Raw genomic sequence first — 13634 nt, 5'->3', positions numbered from 1 at the left:
GTTCGTTTTCCGGAAAGGGATTCAAGCCCGCGGAAATGATCGTTTCCGAGCCGTGCGATGGGCTCCGGCGCGGGGATACGGCGGCGAATCGACGCGAGTTCGGTGCGGGAGTTCTGGTTGTGACACCGGGGAGCCATGAGTCACGTTGTGCCCCACGTGGCGCGGCTCATCGGCTAGGGTGGCGGATGGCGTCGGCGGGCTTCGCCAGCCGACGAATGACCTGGCGATGCCGGGTGAGCCGACCGGCGCAACACTTGCGCTCCGGCCTGCGACTCCGGCGTTCGACCGCAGAGCTGGCCGTGCTGGTCCAAGGCGCCACCGAGGACCGGTCGGCTGTCCCGGGTGGCCAAAAGGGAGGGATGGCGTTACGCCGTCCCGGCCATCCGCGTGGAAGAGCCCGCTGGCCGGTCGGTCAGCGGGTTTTTTCGCTTCCGCCCGGCCAGCCGATTTCGCCGCGGGACGCGACGAGTGGCGGCCCGGTGGGACAGCGGGCACGGTACCGGTTATGTCCACTGTGAAGGCCCAGCAACATGGCGTGTTCTACCGGCGTCCGGCGCCGGAGGCCGACCCGTACGTGCGCGAAGGCGGACACGTCGATCCCGGCCAGACCATCGCGGTGATCGAAGCGGTGAAGACCTACAACCCCGTCAAGGCGGTAACCAGCGGCGTCGTGACCCGGTTCCTGCTCGCCGACGGCACCGAAGTCAACTCGGGGCAGGACATCGCCGAGGTCGCCGACGAAACACCCGCACGCGGTTGATCTTGGGTTCGGCGCAAGCCCTATCATTGCCGCGCAGCAGCGGGAGGCGGGAGGGCCGTGCGCGGGGTCGACTACTACGAGTTGCTTGGTGTGGACCGCGACGCGACGGCAGCGGAGATCAAGTCCGCGTACCGATCGCTGGCGCGCAGCATGCACCCCGACGTCGGTGGCACCGCGGGCACCTTCCGGTTGCTGCAGGAGGCCTACGAGACGCTCAACGATCCGGTGCGTCGCGCCAACTACGACAACGACGGAGAAACCAGCCGCCCGCGGACGGCCGAGCGGCGTCGGCGGCGGGACTTCGGTGACGACCCGACCTACGTGCCGAAGCCGCCCCGGCTGCGGCTCGACGACATCCCGTGGTGGGACACCATCGATCCCGACGCCCGGATCCGCTACCTGCCGATCATCGGCCCGGACCGGGCCCCGACCCTGGCGCTGGTGGGCGGCTGGTCGCTGTTGCTGCTGGTCGGGCTCGCCGTCGAGCTGACCGCGGTGCTGCTGACCGTCTGGCTGTCCCTGCTGGTGGCGGCGGGTTCGGTGATCGTGTTGCTGCTGCGGCGGCACATCCGGGCGCACCGGACCGACCGGTTGTTCGTCGCGGAGTTCGGCGGCCGCCGGGTTTTCGGCCTGCCGGACGCGCAGCACGAGCGGGCCCAGCAGCTGACCGCCGAGCTGTGCGCGAAGTACCTGACCAGGCTGCCGGGCGTGCGGGTGTTCCACGGGTTGTCCTGGCCGGACTCGGTGTTCGAGGACGTGCACCACGCGGTGCTGTGCGGACGGCGACTGGTGCTGGTGGAGTCCAAGAGCTGGTTGCCCGGCCACTACATCGCCGATGAAGAGGGCACGCTGTGGCGCAACGGCCACCCGTTCCGCGGTGGTGCGACCCGGCTGCCGGAAGGCGTTGCCACGTTCGAGGAGTTCCTGCCCGGTGTCGAAGTGCGCGGCGTGGTGCTGATCTACCCCAGCCGGGCCGGTGACGTCAGCACCGTGGAGCAGGGCGACGATCCGGTTTCGCCGATGACTCCGGCGCAGTTCGTCCGGGACATCGGCCGGTGGCTCGCGCAGGACCCGGCGACCGTGGACCGCGAGGCGTTCAACGCCGTGCTGGACCAGGTCGTCACGAGCTGAACGACCGCCATCGGCCTGCTGCCGCGTGGCGGTTGGGCAGCGTCGTCGCGGGCTTGAAACGGCCAGGTCAGAATCTTTTTTGCCGATTTCCGATGAGTTTCCGTTTCGTCCCTTGTCGGTACAGGTAGTCGAAATCTCCGGCGATGCGGAAAGGGTGCAACCCCATGACTACCAGTTCAACAGCGGCGGTTTCCCAACGGCGGGCCGTGCACGTGGCGCTATGGGTGCTGCAGGCCCTACTGGCGGCGTTCTTCGCGTTCGCCGCGGTCCCGAAGCTGCTCGGTGACCCGATGACGGTGCAGATGTTCGGGTTGATCGGCCTCGGGCAGTGGTTCCGCTACCTGGTCGGTGCGTTGGAACTGCTGGGCGCGATCGGCCTGCTGGTGCCCCGGCTGGCCGGGCTGGCGGCGCTCGGCCTGGCTGGCGTCATGATCGGCGCGACGATCACCCAGCTTTTCGTGTTCGACTCGCTGGTCCTGGCGTCCATGCCGTTCGTCCTCTGCCTGGTGTTCCTGGCGATCGCCTGGGGACGTCGCCGATCCATCCCGATGCTGGCCAACCGCTGATCGACTCATCCCGCGAAACGGAGCGAACGTGTCCATCAAGACCTTCATCAACCTGGCCGTCAAGGACCTCGACAAGTCGGTCGATTTCTTCACCGCGCTGGGCTTCAGCTTCAACCAGGAGTTCACCGACGAGAACGCGACGTGCATGGTGATCAGCGACGACGCCTACGCGATGCTGCACGTGGAGTCGTTCTTCAGCCAGTTCACCAAGAAGGAGCTGGTGGACGCCACGAAGGCCACCGAGGTGCTGGTGGCGCTCGGTCTGGAATCCAGGGCGCAGGTCGACGAGATGGCCGAGAAGGCGTTCGCCGCGGGCGCCCAGCCCGCCAACGAGCCGATGGACGAAGGCCCGATGTACGGCAAGAGCTTCCAGGACCTCGACGGCCACATCTGGGAACTCATCCACATGGACCTGTCCGCACCGCAAGCCTGAGCGCGAACCGAGGTGAAGGGCACCTTTTACCAACTTACTTGGTAGCAGGTGCCCTTCACCTTTCACCCGAAAGCTGCCCGCATAGTTGCTGCTCGTGATCCTGCCGATGTTCGTCCATTGTGGTCGATGGGGCGTCCGGCTCGACGTTCCGGCGGGCCGCGTCGGCGCGTTCCGGCGGTCGGCGGGGTACGGCGGAAGGGTGTTGGCTCTTGGCATCCGGCGGTGGTGCTCGATACCGTGTTGATCTTCGCCGGGCTCGTCCGGCTGCTGTTCGCGCGGGAACGCCGGGCAGCCCAAGGGTGACCGCGTGCGATCACCCCGGCCGGGCGCGACGATGAGCCAGTCGGGGCCGCGGCTAAGCCGCCGGACAAAGGAGTACGAGCGTGACGAATCCGCACCAGAACGTCAGCTTCGCCAGCAATGGGCACACCGCGCACGGATATCTGGCGACGCCGTCCGGTTCGGGCCCCGGGGTGGTGGTGATCCAGGAGTGGTGGGGGCTGACCGACCACGTCGCCGATGTCACCGATCGACTGGCGGCCGAAGGGTTCGTCGCGCTCGCCCCGGATCTCTACGGCGGGCACACCACCCACGACGCCCAGGAAGCCGCGCGGCTGATGCAGCAGCTGCCGGTGGACCGGGCGGCCCGCGATCTCTCCGGCGCGATCGACTACCTGCTGGGCCACGACTCGGTGACCAGCTCGTCGGTCGGCGTGGTCGGATTCTGCATGGGCGGCGCGTTCACCATCGTGCTCGGCGCGCAGCAGGGCGACCGGGTCGGCGCATTGGTGCCGTTCTACGGCATGCCGTCGGTGGTCGACACGGACTTCTCCGGGCTGACCGCGCCGATGCTGTGCCACTTCGGCGAGTACGACCGCACCATCAGCATGGACGCGGTGGGCGAACTGCGCGACAAGATCCAGCAGCAGTCCAAGGTCCGCCCGCAGGTCCACGTCTACCCGGCCGGGCACGCGTTCTTCAACGACCAGAACCCGGCGGCCTACCACGAGGACTCGGCCCGGACGGCCTGGCCCCGCACCCTCGACTTCCTCCGCCGCCACCTCAGCTGACCGATGCCGGGTGAGCGGCACTTCTGGTCCGGTTGTTGCGGGCGGAAGTGCCGCTCATCGATCGGTGGACGAAATCGCGCGCGTGTTACTGCTGTCCGGCCGAGCGGGCTGGTTTGAGCGTGGGTAGGTCGGTCCGGCCGATCAGGCGTTGGGGGCGGAAGTCCGCCAGGGCCGCCGACTCGGTTCCGGTGACCAGTTCTTCGGCCGCGAGTTTGCCCAGCAGAGGTCCGAGGGTGATGCCGCTGTGGGTGGCGATGGGGTAGATCTTGCTGTTATCGCTGAGAAAACCGGCGACCGTCAGGCCGTCGGCGGGCATCGAGCGCTGGCCGACCCGGATGGATTCCAGGCGGGCGCCTTCGGTGCCCGCGAGCAGCTCCGCCAGGCGGCTGCGGAGCTGCCGGGCGTGCTGGCCGTCGGGGCGCGGCGGATTGGCCGGGTCGGCGTCCGCGTCGAGGTCCAGGCCCTGGACCACCAGACGGCCGCCGCCGTCCGGGCGCACGTTCAGCCGCGGCGTCGTCAGCACCCGGTTCAGCCTGGTCGCAAGCGGATTGGTGTAGCCGAGCAGGCCCACCGTCGCCGAGCCCGCAACATCCGGTGAGGCCATCGGCACGCGGTGCCCGGCCGTCGCGGTCAGCGCCTCGGTCCAGCGACCCGTCGCGATCACCACCGCGTCGGCCTCGGCGGTGCCGTCCGACAACTCGATGCGGACCTTCCCGCCCGTCTCGGTCAGGCCGACGACCTCGGCGGGGCAGCGCAGTTCGGCACCGTGCTCCCGGGCCTCGCCCCACAGCCGGGCCACCAGCAGCGCCGGGATGACGTGGCCCTCGGTCGGGTAGTAGGCGATTTCCTGGACGCGGGGCGGTAGCCGCAGGTCGGGGACCAGTTCGCGGGCGCGTTCCGGGGTGATCCAGTCCACCGGGTAGTCGCGGTCGGTGAGCTTCGCGACCGAGGTCGCCAGGCTCCCGGTGTCGTCTTCGGCCCATTCCAGGTTGCCGGTGCGCATCAGCCAGTTCGGGGCGGCACCGGGGTGCTCGGCGAGCGCGGCGTGTTCGGCCATGCCCGCCACGTTCAGGTCGTGGTAGGTGCGGGGGTGCTTGTTGTGCGAGTTGGTCCAGGCGAACGAGGTGCCGGAGGTTCCGGCGAGCGCGTTGGTGCGTTCGAAGACGGTCACCTGGGCGCCCGCGAGGGCCAGCGAACGTGCGGCGCTCGCGCCCAGCACACCGAGCCCGATCACGGCGATCTTCATGCGGTCCTCACAAGTTCGCTGAAGCGGTTTGGGTCGAGGCGGGTGATGTCGTGTTCGGTGCTGCCCCGCAGCACGAGATCGGCGCCGATCTCGCCGAAGACCGGGGCGAGTTTGAAGCCGTGTCCGGAGAAGCCGGTCAGGACGGTGGCATTGCGGTGGCCGGGCAGCGGACCGAGCAGGGCGTGGTCGTCGGGGGTGAAGCCCTCGGCGAACGCGCCGATGCGCACCGGATGCGGGGTGACGCCCGGCAGCAGTCGGGCGACCGCGGCGGAGGCGGCTCGGGCGAACTCCGGATCGGCGCTGCGCGGCAGCGCGGCCGGGTCGTCCAGGGTCGGCCAGCCCAGGTGGTGCGGGACGATCTTGACCGCGACCCCGTCCAGCACCGGGAAGCAGGAGAACGCGGCCTCGGGGTGGCGGCGGATCGCGATCGGCAGGCGCTGCGGCCGGTGCGCCGCCGTGTCGCGGGCGGCGAACCAGCACGCGGTGATCATCCGGACTTCGACCGGCAGGGCCCGCAGCGGTTCCAGCCCCCGCGCCCACGGGCCGGGTGCGAACACGACGTGGTCGACGTCGAAGTGCTTGCCAGCGCTGCGGACTCGCCAGCCCTCGGCGGTTTCGGCGACTTCGTCGACGGGGTGGTAGGGGAGCGCCGTCGCGCCCGCTTCCTCCGCCGCGCGAAGTGCTGCCTGCACGGCCGGTTCGGGCCGCAGCACGCCCGCCGCCGGATCCAGGACCATCACTTCACCGTCGTCGATTCGGTGCTGGGGGAACCGTTCGCGGGCCGCGGCGGTGTCCAAGACCTCGTGGTCGAGGTCGTGCTCCTCGGCGCTGCGCCGAACGGCGCGGATGTCGGGGTGGTCGGCGGCCGCGATGGTCAGGCCGCCGCACATCATCAGCAGCTCGGTGCCGGTGGTCTGCTCCAGCTCGCGCCACAGCCGCCCGGCCCGCCGCAGCAGCGGTACGTAGTTCGAGCCTTCCTTGTAGGCGGTGCGGAAGATGCGCGATTCCCCGGCCGATGCCCCGCGGTCGTGGCCGGGGGAGTAGGTGTCGAAGGCGAGCACGTCGGTGCCGCGCCGGGCGAGGTGCCACGTGGTCATGGCGCCGATCACACCGGTGCCGATCACCGCGACGCGCGGCTGAGTCATGATCGCTCCTGTTCCTGCATGCGGTGTCGGGTCGGCGGTCTCAGGCAGAACCGACCAGTGTCGGTACGGCCGGGGTCAGGAGTCCGTTGTGGACAGCACGGTTCGTTCGATGAAGAACTCCACCAGGTCCGGGCGGATGATGTGCCACATCGCTTCGGCCAGCTTGCCGTCGGTCAGCCAGGTCAACCGGCGCAACCGGATCACGGCCTGGCCGGGCGGGGTGCGCAGCCGCGCCGCATCGGCTTCGTCGAGCCGGATCGGGTCGATGTACATGCGCGACTTCGCCGCCGGGATCCGGTTCCTGGCGAAGTAGTCGTGCGTCGTCAGAAGTGCCAGGTCCTCGTCCAACAGCCTCGGTGCCAGCGAGAACGGGACCGCCGCGAGTTCGATGGCGATCGGGTTGTCGTCGATGTCGAACTTCAGCCGCCGCAGCTGGTTGACCGCGGCGTCGTCGGCGACGCCGGGCAGGTCGACGTCGGCGTCGCGGGCGGGCACCACGGACGCGGATTCCACCGCATGCCGTCCGGGGATCTCCGGGCCTTGCAGCGTCGGATTCACCAGGCGCAGCAGGTTTTCCTGCCGCGCGCCTTCGGTGACGAAGGTGCCGCGCCGCCGGTGGCGTTCCGCCAGTCCGGCCTGCGCCAGCTCGGTCAGCACCCGCTGCGCCGTCGCGCGGCCGACCGAGTACTGCTGCTGCAGCTCGGCCTCGGTGGGCAGCCGGGCACCGGGCGGCAGCGCGCCGGAGTGGATCCGCTGCTCCAGTTCGGTGCGGATGCGCAGGTACGCCGGGGTCGCCACGGGAGCAACCTAACCTGCGAACAATTGACCGGTCAATAGTGGTTTTGATCGGTCAATTTGGGTGAAATATGTACGCCCATTCCTCGCGCGCCTGGGCGAAGGGGGTCGTGCGTGGTTGTTCCGGTGAGGACCGGGATTTTCGCTCACGACCACGCGGCCGTTCGTCAGATGTGGCGGCCGCCGGTGATTTCCAGGACGCAGCCCGTCATGTACGACATCCAAATCCTGCTAACGCCGCGTGTCCGGGCGTCCCCCCGATACGCCCGGACACGCGTTCCTCGACCGCGGTCTCAAGCGAAACCGCGGAGATCTCCACACCGCCGGTCACAGCGTGCTTTCGGTGATCGCAGTAACTGTCCACTTAGGACTCTGGGATGCCTGCGTCGGCCAGCGTGCCGGGTACTCATCGCGTGGATTTCGCCAGCACCGCCAGGCAGTCCACCGCGACGGCACCCGCGCCGACCGCGTCCAGCAGCAGCGGGTTGACGTCCAGTTCCGCGATGTCGTCGGCCAGATCGGCGGCCAGCCACGACAGCCGCGCCACCACGTCGGCCGCGGCGGCCACGTCGCGCGCGGGCTTGCCGCGCACCTCCCCGAACAACCGGCTGCCGCGCAACGACATCAGCAGGCGCTTCGCCGAGTCGACGTCCAGCGGTGCCACGCCGACCTGGCTGTCGGCGAGCACCTCCACCAGCACGCCGCCGAACCCGACCACCACCGCCGGACCGAAGGCCGGGTCCTGCTTGATGCCCACGATGAGTTCGGTGTCGCCACCGGCCATCCGCTGCACCAGCAGCCGAGCCCCGGGATCACCGGCCTCGCGGGCGACGCGCAGCAGATCCGCCGCGGCGGTGCGGATTTCGCCGTCGTCGATCAGCGCCAGCCGAACCCCGCCGACGTCCGATTTGTGTCCGATGTGGTCGGACAGCAGCTTGACCGCGACCGGGCCGCCGAGATCGCGCGCGGCCGAAACCGCCGCATCGGGGGTGTCGGCCGGGAACGCCCCGGCGCACGGCACGCCGTAGGCGGCGATCAGCCGACTCGACTCGTGCTCGTCGAGCTGGGTGCGGCCCTGCTCGCGGGCGCCCCGGATGATCGCGCGGGCCACCTGCTCGTCGATGTCGGCGGGCCGCCTCGGGTCCGGCAGCGGCGGCCGCAGGCTGAAGTCGGCGAGCGCGCCCAGCGCCGCCGCGGCCCGTCCGGGATCGGTGTAGCAGGGGATGCCGAGCTCCTGCAGCCGCTGGCGAGGCCGACCGCTGCCGCCGGTCCACACCACGACCAGCGGCCGGTCGGTGGACCGGTAGGCGTGCTCGATCGCGTCGATCAGCTGCGCGGAGCCGTTGTCGGCGTTGCCCAGCAGTACCGCGATCATGTCGGTATCCGGGTGCTCGATGGTGATCTCCAGCGCGCGCCGAATCATGCCCTGATCGCTGAGCAGCGCGGCGGTGAGGTCGACCGGGTTGCGCGGTGAACCGAACGGCGGGATGACCTCGGCCATCCGCCGCTGCCACACCTGGTCCCAGGGCTGCACCTGAAGACCGTTGCTGCTGGCCATGTCCGCCATCAGCACCCCGGCCCCGCCGGAGAGCGACAACGTGCTCAACCGCCGACCGCGGGCGCGTCGACCGTCGGCGAACACCAGCCCGGTGTCCAGCAACCGCTCCATGCCATCCACCCGGAGGATGCCGTACTGCCTGGTCGCGCCGTCGAACACGGCGTCCTCCCCGGTCAGCGACGCGGTGTGCGACCGCGCGGCGCGCGCCCCGGCCGCCGAACGGCCGACCTTGACCGCCAGGATCGGCTTGTCCAACTCGTGCGCCCGACGGGCCACCCGCAGCAGCTCCCGGCCGTGGTGCACGCCTTCGAGATAGGCCATCAGCACCTTGCTCTCGTCGGTCTCGACCAGCCCGCCGAGCACCTCGGCCACCGACAGGTCGGCCTCGTTGCCGGTGTTGAGGAAGTGCGAGATGCCCAGCCCGGCGGACTGCGCCGCGCTGAAGATGAAGGTGCCGAAGGCCCCGCTCTGGCTGACGAAGGCCACCGGGCCCTCGCGCAGTTCGGTGCTGTCGTCCATCGCCGAGCTGAACGTGGGCAGCGCGCGATCCCGCAGGCTGAACATGCCCAGGCAGTTCGGGCCGAGCACGCGGATGCCGGTCTCGGCGATGACCGCCTGCAACTGCCGCTGCAACAGCTCGCCGGATTCGCCGACCTCGGCGAATCCGGAGGCGCCGATGATCGCGGCCGGGATGCCGCGTTCGGCGCAGTCGCGGACCCCGTCGATGACCTTGTCGGCGGGCAGCATCACCATAGCCAGGTCGATCTCGCCCTCGACCTCGTCGAGGCTCCGGTAGGCGGGCAGGCCCTGCACCTGCGCGCGCCGGGAGTTGATCGGCAGCAGTCGGCCGGTGTAGCCGAAGCGCTTCATCAGCTCGATGGGGCGGCCGGACAACTTGATCGGGTTGTCCGAGGCGCCCAGGACGGCGATCGATCGGGGATGCAGCAGTCGCTGGATTGCCGTGTTCTCGACGGCGCCCACGGATTCCTCCTCTCGTCGTGAGCGGAAATCGCGGCAAGAACCGAAATCTCCAGTCACGAGCTCACACCTGGCGGAGCAGCTGCTTGGCGATGATCAACTTCTGGATCTCGCTGGTGCCCTCGTAGATGCGGAACACCCGGGAGTCCCGGTAGAAGCGCTCCACCGGCACGCCGCGCATGTAGCCGGATCCGCCGTGCACCTGCACCGCGCGGTCGGCGACCCGGGAGACCATCTCGCTGCAGAACAACTTCGCGCACGACGGCGCGAGCCGGGTGTCCGCCCCCGAGTCGTACTCGCGGGCGGCCTCCAGCACCATCGACCGCCCCGCGTACAGCTCGGCCTGCGACTCGGCCAACAGCGCCTGCACCAGCTGGAATCGGCTGATCGGCTTGCCGCCCTGCTCGGCCTCGGCGGCGAAGCGCACCGACTCCTCGACGATCCGGGTGGCCAGCCCGACGCAGATGGCCGCGATGTGCAACCGACCTCGGGTCAGCGACGACATCGCAGCGGCGAACCCGGTGCCCTCCTGCCCGCCGACGATCGCCGCCGCGGGCACTCGGACATCGTCGAAGAACACCTCGGCGGTGTGCGCCCCGGCCTGGCCCATCTTGGCGTTCGGCGGCCCGATCCGGACCCCGTCGAGGCCTGTCTCGACGAGGAACACCGAAATTCCCCGGTGCGCCTCGGCTTCCTCGTCGGTGCGGGCGAACACCACCAGCAGGTCGGCCTGCGGCGCGTTGGTGATGAACCGCTTCGCGCCGGAAAGCACGTACTCCGCACCTTCGCGGATCGCTTTGGTGCGCACCGAACTCGGATCCGAACCGGCGCCGTCCTCGGTGAGCGCGAACGACGCGATCGCCTCGCCGGAGGCCAACCGGGGCAACCACCGCTGCTGCTGCTCCGCGGTGCCGTACTTGACGATCACCTGCCCAGCGATGCCGTTGTTCGTGCCGAACATCGAGCGGAACGCCGGAACCGTGTAGCCCAACTCGAAGGCCAGCCGGACGTCCTCGCTCATCGACAGGCCGAGCCCGCCGTACTCTTCGGGCAGGGCGAATCCGAACAGCCCCATCTCGGCGGCGGCCCCGCGCAGCCGCTGCGGGATCGCGTTGGTGTCCTCGATCTCGTCCTCGCTGGGCACCACCTCGTTGCGGACGAAGTCGCGGACGGTGCGCAGGACGTCGTCGAACACGTTCGGATCCATCGCTGTCCTCCGCACCGGTCACCAGCCAGCGAGGATCCGCCGGACGGCTGACGAATCGAAACCCGTTGGCGCACCTGAAGATCCGTCGACGCGACGGCGAACGCCGCATCGCGATCCCGGTACCTCGACGCTAGGCCAACCAGTGTGTTCCGTCTAACACCAAATTCAGGTACGTTTGATTCGGTTGCGCGACTCAATGGGCGTTGACCTGGGCAAAGGCGCTCGTGGTCGGGAGGTTCGTGCGGTGGAGCTACGCCACTTGCAGGCATTCGTCGCCGTGGCGGAGGAGCTGAACTTCCGCCGGGCCGCGGTCCGGTTGCACATGTCCCAACCGCCGCTTTCGCAGCAGATCAAGCGCCTGGAGCACGAAGTCGGGGTGGCGCTGCTGCGCCGAACCACGCGGCAGGTCGCGCTGACCGCGGCGGGGGAGGCGTTCCTGCGGGAGGCGCGCAAGACGCTGCAAGCGGCGGAGGCCGCACCCCGGTTGGCCCGGCAGGCCGCGGCGGGCGAGATCGGCGTGGTCCGGCTGGGGTTCAGCGGCCAGACGTCGTACCAGGTGATGCTGCTGATCGTGCGCAAGTTCCGGGAGCGCTATCCGAATGTGCGCTTCGAAATCCGCAGCCCGCTGTTCGGCGGTGAGCTGGTGGACCGGATCAACCAGCAGGAGGTCGACGCCGGGTTGCTGCGCCTGCCGGTGCCGACCGAGGGGCTGTGCGTGCGGGAGCTGGAGCAGCACCCGCTGGCGGTCGCGCTGCCGGAGGACCACCGGCTGGCCGATGGTCGCCGCATCGGGCTGGCCGATCTGCGGGGCGAGACGTTCATCAGCTATCCCAGCGGGCGCGGTTCGGTGGTCAACCAGTTGGTGCAGGCGGCCTGCCTGCGGCACGGCTACAGCCCGGATTTCGTTCAGGAAGCACCGGATACGCACACGATCCTGTCGCTGGTCGGTGCCGGTTCCGGGATCAGCCTGGTTCCGATGACCGCCGAACACTTGAAAGTGCCTGGGGTGGTGTTGGTCGCGGTGCACGACGCGCCGCCGATCCCGCTGGCGCTGGTGTGGCGTGCGGACGACCAGAACCCGGCGCTGGCCGGACTGGTCGGACTGCTCGACGAGGTCGTCGCCGAACTCTGAGGCGCAGTGCCCGATTCGCGCGGCGTTGAACCGATTTCGCGCGAAATCGCCCCTCGCCGTGGCATGCGACCCAAGTCACGCCATACTGTTCCACAGTGGACTGTCTGATGAGTTCCCACTGATGTTGGGAAATGCGGGCAGCTGTGCGAAGTGTGGTGCAGTGCACGTGCTGTTTCGGTAACCCTGCGTCGTGCTGCGCCGACAGACCAGACGAGTAATAGATCAACGATGATCTTGACATTGCTGAATGAGGAGGTTCTTCGTGGCTGCCGACCGACCGGAGAGTCGGGCATGGTGGATCTGGAGTGCGGCGGTGGTTGCCTACCTCGCCGCGGTATTTCACAGAGGCAGCTTGGGGGTTGCCGGAACGCAGGCGCTGGACCGGTTCGACGTCGGCCCCGCCGCGCTCAGCGCGTTCACGGTCCTGCAGGTCGGCATCTACGCCGGTATGCAGATTCCCACCGGATTGCTGGTGGACCGGTTCGGGGCTCGGAAGGTGATCACCGTCGCGGTGCTGCTGTTGGGTACCGGGCAGGTGCTCTTCGCGCTGGCCGGGTCGTATCCGATGGGCCTGCTCGCCCGCGCCGTGCTGGGCATGGGCGACGCATTGATGTGGGTGAGCATCCTGCGGCTGGTGGCGGCGCACTTCTCCGCCCGCCGCTACGCGCTGGTGGCGACGGTGTCCAGCGCGCTGGGGGCGCTGGGTGGTGTCGCGGCCACCTTCCCGCTCGCGCTGGCCTTGCAGAACATGGGGTGGACCGCGACGTTCCTGCTGGTGGGAGCACTGACGCTCGGCTACTCGGCGATCACCGCAACGGTAGTGCGGGAAGCCGCGCCCGGGGGCGCGCAACCGCGCAGTGGCGGTGCCATCTTCCAGCAGGTGCGCGCCGCGTGGTCGGTGCCGGGCACGCGGCTGGCCTTCTGGGCGCACTTCTGCACGATGTTCGTCTCGGGTGCCCTGACTCTGTTGTGGGGGTTCCCGTACCTGGTGGACGGGCTGGGCGTGCCCGCCGCGACGGCGAGCGTGCTGCTCAGCGTGCTGATCATCGGCCAGGTGATCGGCGGCCCGGTGGTGGGCGCGCTGATCGGCCGCCGCCCGGAGTGCCGGATGTGGATCGTGCTCGGCTATCTGTTGCTCAATGCCCTGTCCTGGGTGGTGCTGCTGGGCTGGCCGGAAGGACGCCCGCCGCTTTCGGTGATCGCGACGGCGTTCATGGTCTTCGCCCTGGGCGGCCCGGTCTCGGCGGTCGCCTTCGCCCTGGTGCGGGACTACAACCCGGTGCGCCAGGTGGGCACGGCAACCGGGGTGGCCAACGCGGGTGGGCACTCGGCGACGGCGCTCGGCGTGCTGTGCGTGGGCCTGGTCCTCGACCTGGCGCAGGGCATGCCGGGCGGCTCGGAGTACCGGGTGGCGATGTTGGCGTTGGTGGCCCTGCTGGTGTTCGGCGCGTTCCGCACGGTGGTGTGGTGGCGCCGAGCCCGAGCGGCGGTGTTCGCGGCCGAGGACCGGGGCGAAGGTGTCCCGGTCGTCCTGACCCGCCACCGCTGGGACCTCGACGTTCCTCGCCAAACCGTCAACGCCTGACCGGCACCGCAGGGTCGTGGGGGCGTCA

The 13634-nt window shown here is 69.6% G+C and carries 12 protein-coding genes; 7 read left to right on the top strand and 5 right to left on the bottom strand.

Annotation, left to right across the window (positions count from 1 at the left end; genetic code table 11):
- The first annotated feature begins 505 nt into the window (after positions 1–505).
- The 5 genes from ACTWQN_RS37305 to ACTWQN_RS37285 all read left to right on the top strand — a co-directional run bounded on the left by ACTWQN_RS37305 (position 506) and on the right by ACTWQN_RS37285 (position 3960).
- Entirely contained in the window at positions 506–760 is a 255-nt protein-coding gene (locus ACTWQN_RS37305; RefSeq protein ID WP_443208394.1) for a biotin/lipoyl-containing protein, read from the top strand.
- Positions 761–817: 57 nt separating this feature from the next.
- A complete protein-coding gene (locus ACTWQN_RS37300) occupies positions 818–1891 on the top strand; it encodes a J domain-containing protein (protein WP_443208393.1) in 1074 nt (357 codons plus the stop codon).
- 164 nt (positions 1892–2055) lie between these two features.
- Positions 2056–2457: a DoxX family protein gene (locus ACTWQN_RS37295; protein ID WP_443208392.1), complete on the top strand. Its 402-nt coding sequence runs from the start codon at positions 2056–2058 to the stop codon at positions 2455–2457.
- 28 nt (positions 2458–2485) lie between these two features.
- A complete protein-coding gene (locus tag ACTWQN_RS37290) occupies positions 2486–2890 on the top strand; it encodes a VOC family protein (RefSeq protein WP_443208391.1) in 405 nt (134 codons plus the stop codon).
- Between the two features lie 383 nt (positions 2891–3273).
- On the top strand, positions 3274–3960 hold the full coding sequence (locus ACTWQN_RS37285; protein ID WP_443208390.1) for a dienelactone hydrolase family protein: 687 nt from the start codon (positions 3274–3276) through the stop codon (positions 3958–3960).
- A gap of 85 nt (positions 3961–4045) precedes the next feature.
- Here the strand turns inward: ACTWQN_RS37285 and ACTWQN_RS37280 are convergent, their stop codons facing one another.
- The 5 genes from ACTWQN_RS37280 to ACTWQN_RS37260 form a co-directional block, all read right to left on the bottom strand.
- On the bottom strand, positions 4046–5206 hold the full coding sequence (locus ACTWQN_RS37280) for an NAD(P)/FAD-dependent oxidoreductase (protein WP_443208389.1): 1161 nt from the start codon (positions 5204–5206) through the stop codon (positions 4046–4048).
- Positions 5203–6351 carry an N-methyl-L-tryptophan oxidase gene (gene solA / locus ACTWQN_RS37275; RefSeq protein ID WP_443208388.1) on the bottom strand — a complete coding sequence of 383 codons (1149 nt, stop codon included), beginning with the start codon at positions 6349–6351 and terminating at the stop codon, positions 5203–5205. Before solA ends, ACTWQN_RS37280 begins: the two co-directional genes overlap by 4 nt.
- 75 nt (positions 6352–6426) lie before the next feature.
- The gene (locus ACTWQN_RS37270; RefSeq protein ID WP_443208387.1) at positions 6427–7149 is read right to left on the bottom strand and encodes a GntR family transcriptional regulator; all 723 of its coding nucleotides are present in this window, start codon (positions 7147–7149) and stop codon (positions 6427–6429) included.
- 403 nt (positions 7150–7552) lie between these two features.
- Positions 7553–9685 (bottom strand): acetate--CoA ligase family protein, encoded by a 2133-nt coding sequence (locus ACTWQN_RS37265; RefSeq protein ID WP_443208386.1) that lies wholly within the window; start codon positions 9683–9685, stop codon positions 7553–7555.
- Between the two features lie 61 nt (positions 9686–9746).
- The gene (locus tag ACTWQN_RS37260; protein ID WP_443208385.1) at positions 9747–10889 is read right to left on the bottom strand and encodes an acyl-CoA dehydrogenase family protein; all 1143 of its coding nucleotides are present in this window, start codon (positions 10887–10889) and stop codon (positions 9747–9749) included.
- 244 nt (positions 10890–11133) lie between these two features.
- Here ACTWQN_RS37260 and ACTWQN_RS37255 point away from each other — a divergent pair, with 244 nt between their 5' ends.
- Positions 11134–12021: a LysR substrate-binding domain-containing protein gene (locus ACTWQN_RS37255; protein ID WP_443208384.1), complete on the top strand. Its 888-nt coding sequence runs from the start codon at positions 11134–11136 to the stop codon at positions 12019–12021.
- Between the two features lie 262 nt (positions 12022–12283).
- On the top strand, positions 12284–13606 hold the full coding sequence (locus ACTWQN_RS37250; RefSeq protein ID WP_443208383.1) for an MFS transporter: 1323 nt from the start codon (positions 12284–12286) through the stop codon (positions 13604–13606).
- The last annotated feature ends 28 nt before the right edge of the window (positions 13607–13634 follow it).

Origin of the sequence: Saccharopolyspora antiqui (assembly GCF_052246905.1) — a bacterium.
In the GTDB taxonomy this organism is placed as follows: Bacteria; Actinomycetota; Actinomycetes; order Mycobacteriales; family Pseudonocardiaceae; genus Saccharopolyspora.
This window is presented reverse-complemented; position numbering and strand designations above follow the sequence as displayed.

Bases quoted from the DNA above. Each gene is read 5' to 3' on its own strand.
- ACTWQN_RS37305 (WP_443208394.1), top strand. From the start codon at position 506: ATGTCCACTGTGAAGGCCCAGCAACATGGCGTGTTCTACCGGCGTCCG.
- ACTWQN_RS37295 (WP_443208392.1), top strand. From the start codon at position 2,056: ATGACTACCAGTTCAACAGCGGCGGTTTCCCAACGGCGGGCCGTGCAC.
- ACTWQN_RS37280 (WP_443208389.1), bottom strand. From the start codon at position 5,206: ATGAAGATCGCCGTGATCGGGCTCGGTGTGCTGGGCGCGAGCGCCGCA.
- solA (WP_443208388.1), bottom strand. From the start codon at position 6,351: ATGACTCAGCCGCGCGTCGCGGTGATCGGCACCGGTGTGATCGGCGCC.
- ACTWQN_RS37260 (WP_443208385.1), bottom strand. From the start codon at position 10,889: ATGGATCCGAACGTGTTCGACGACGTCCTGCGCACCGTCCGCGACTTC.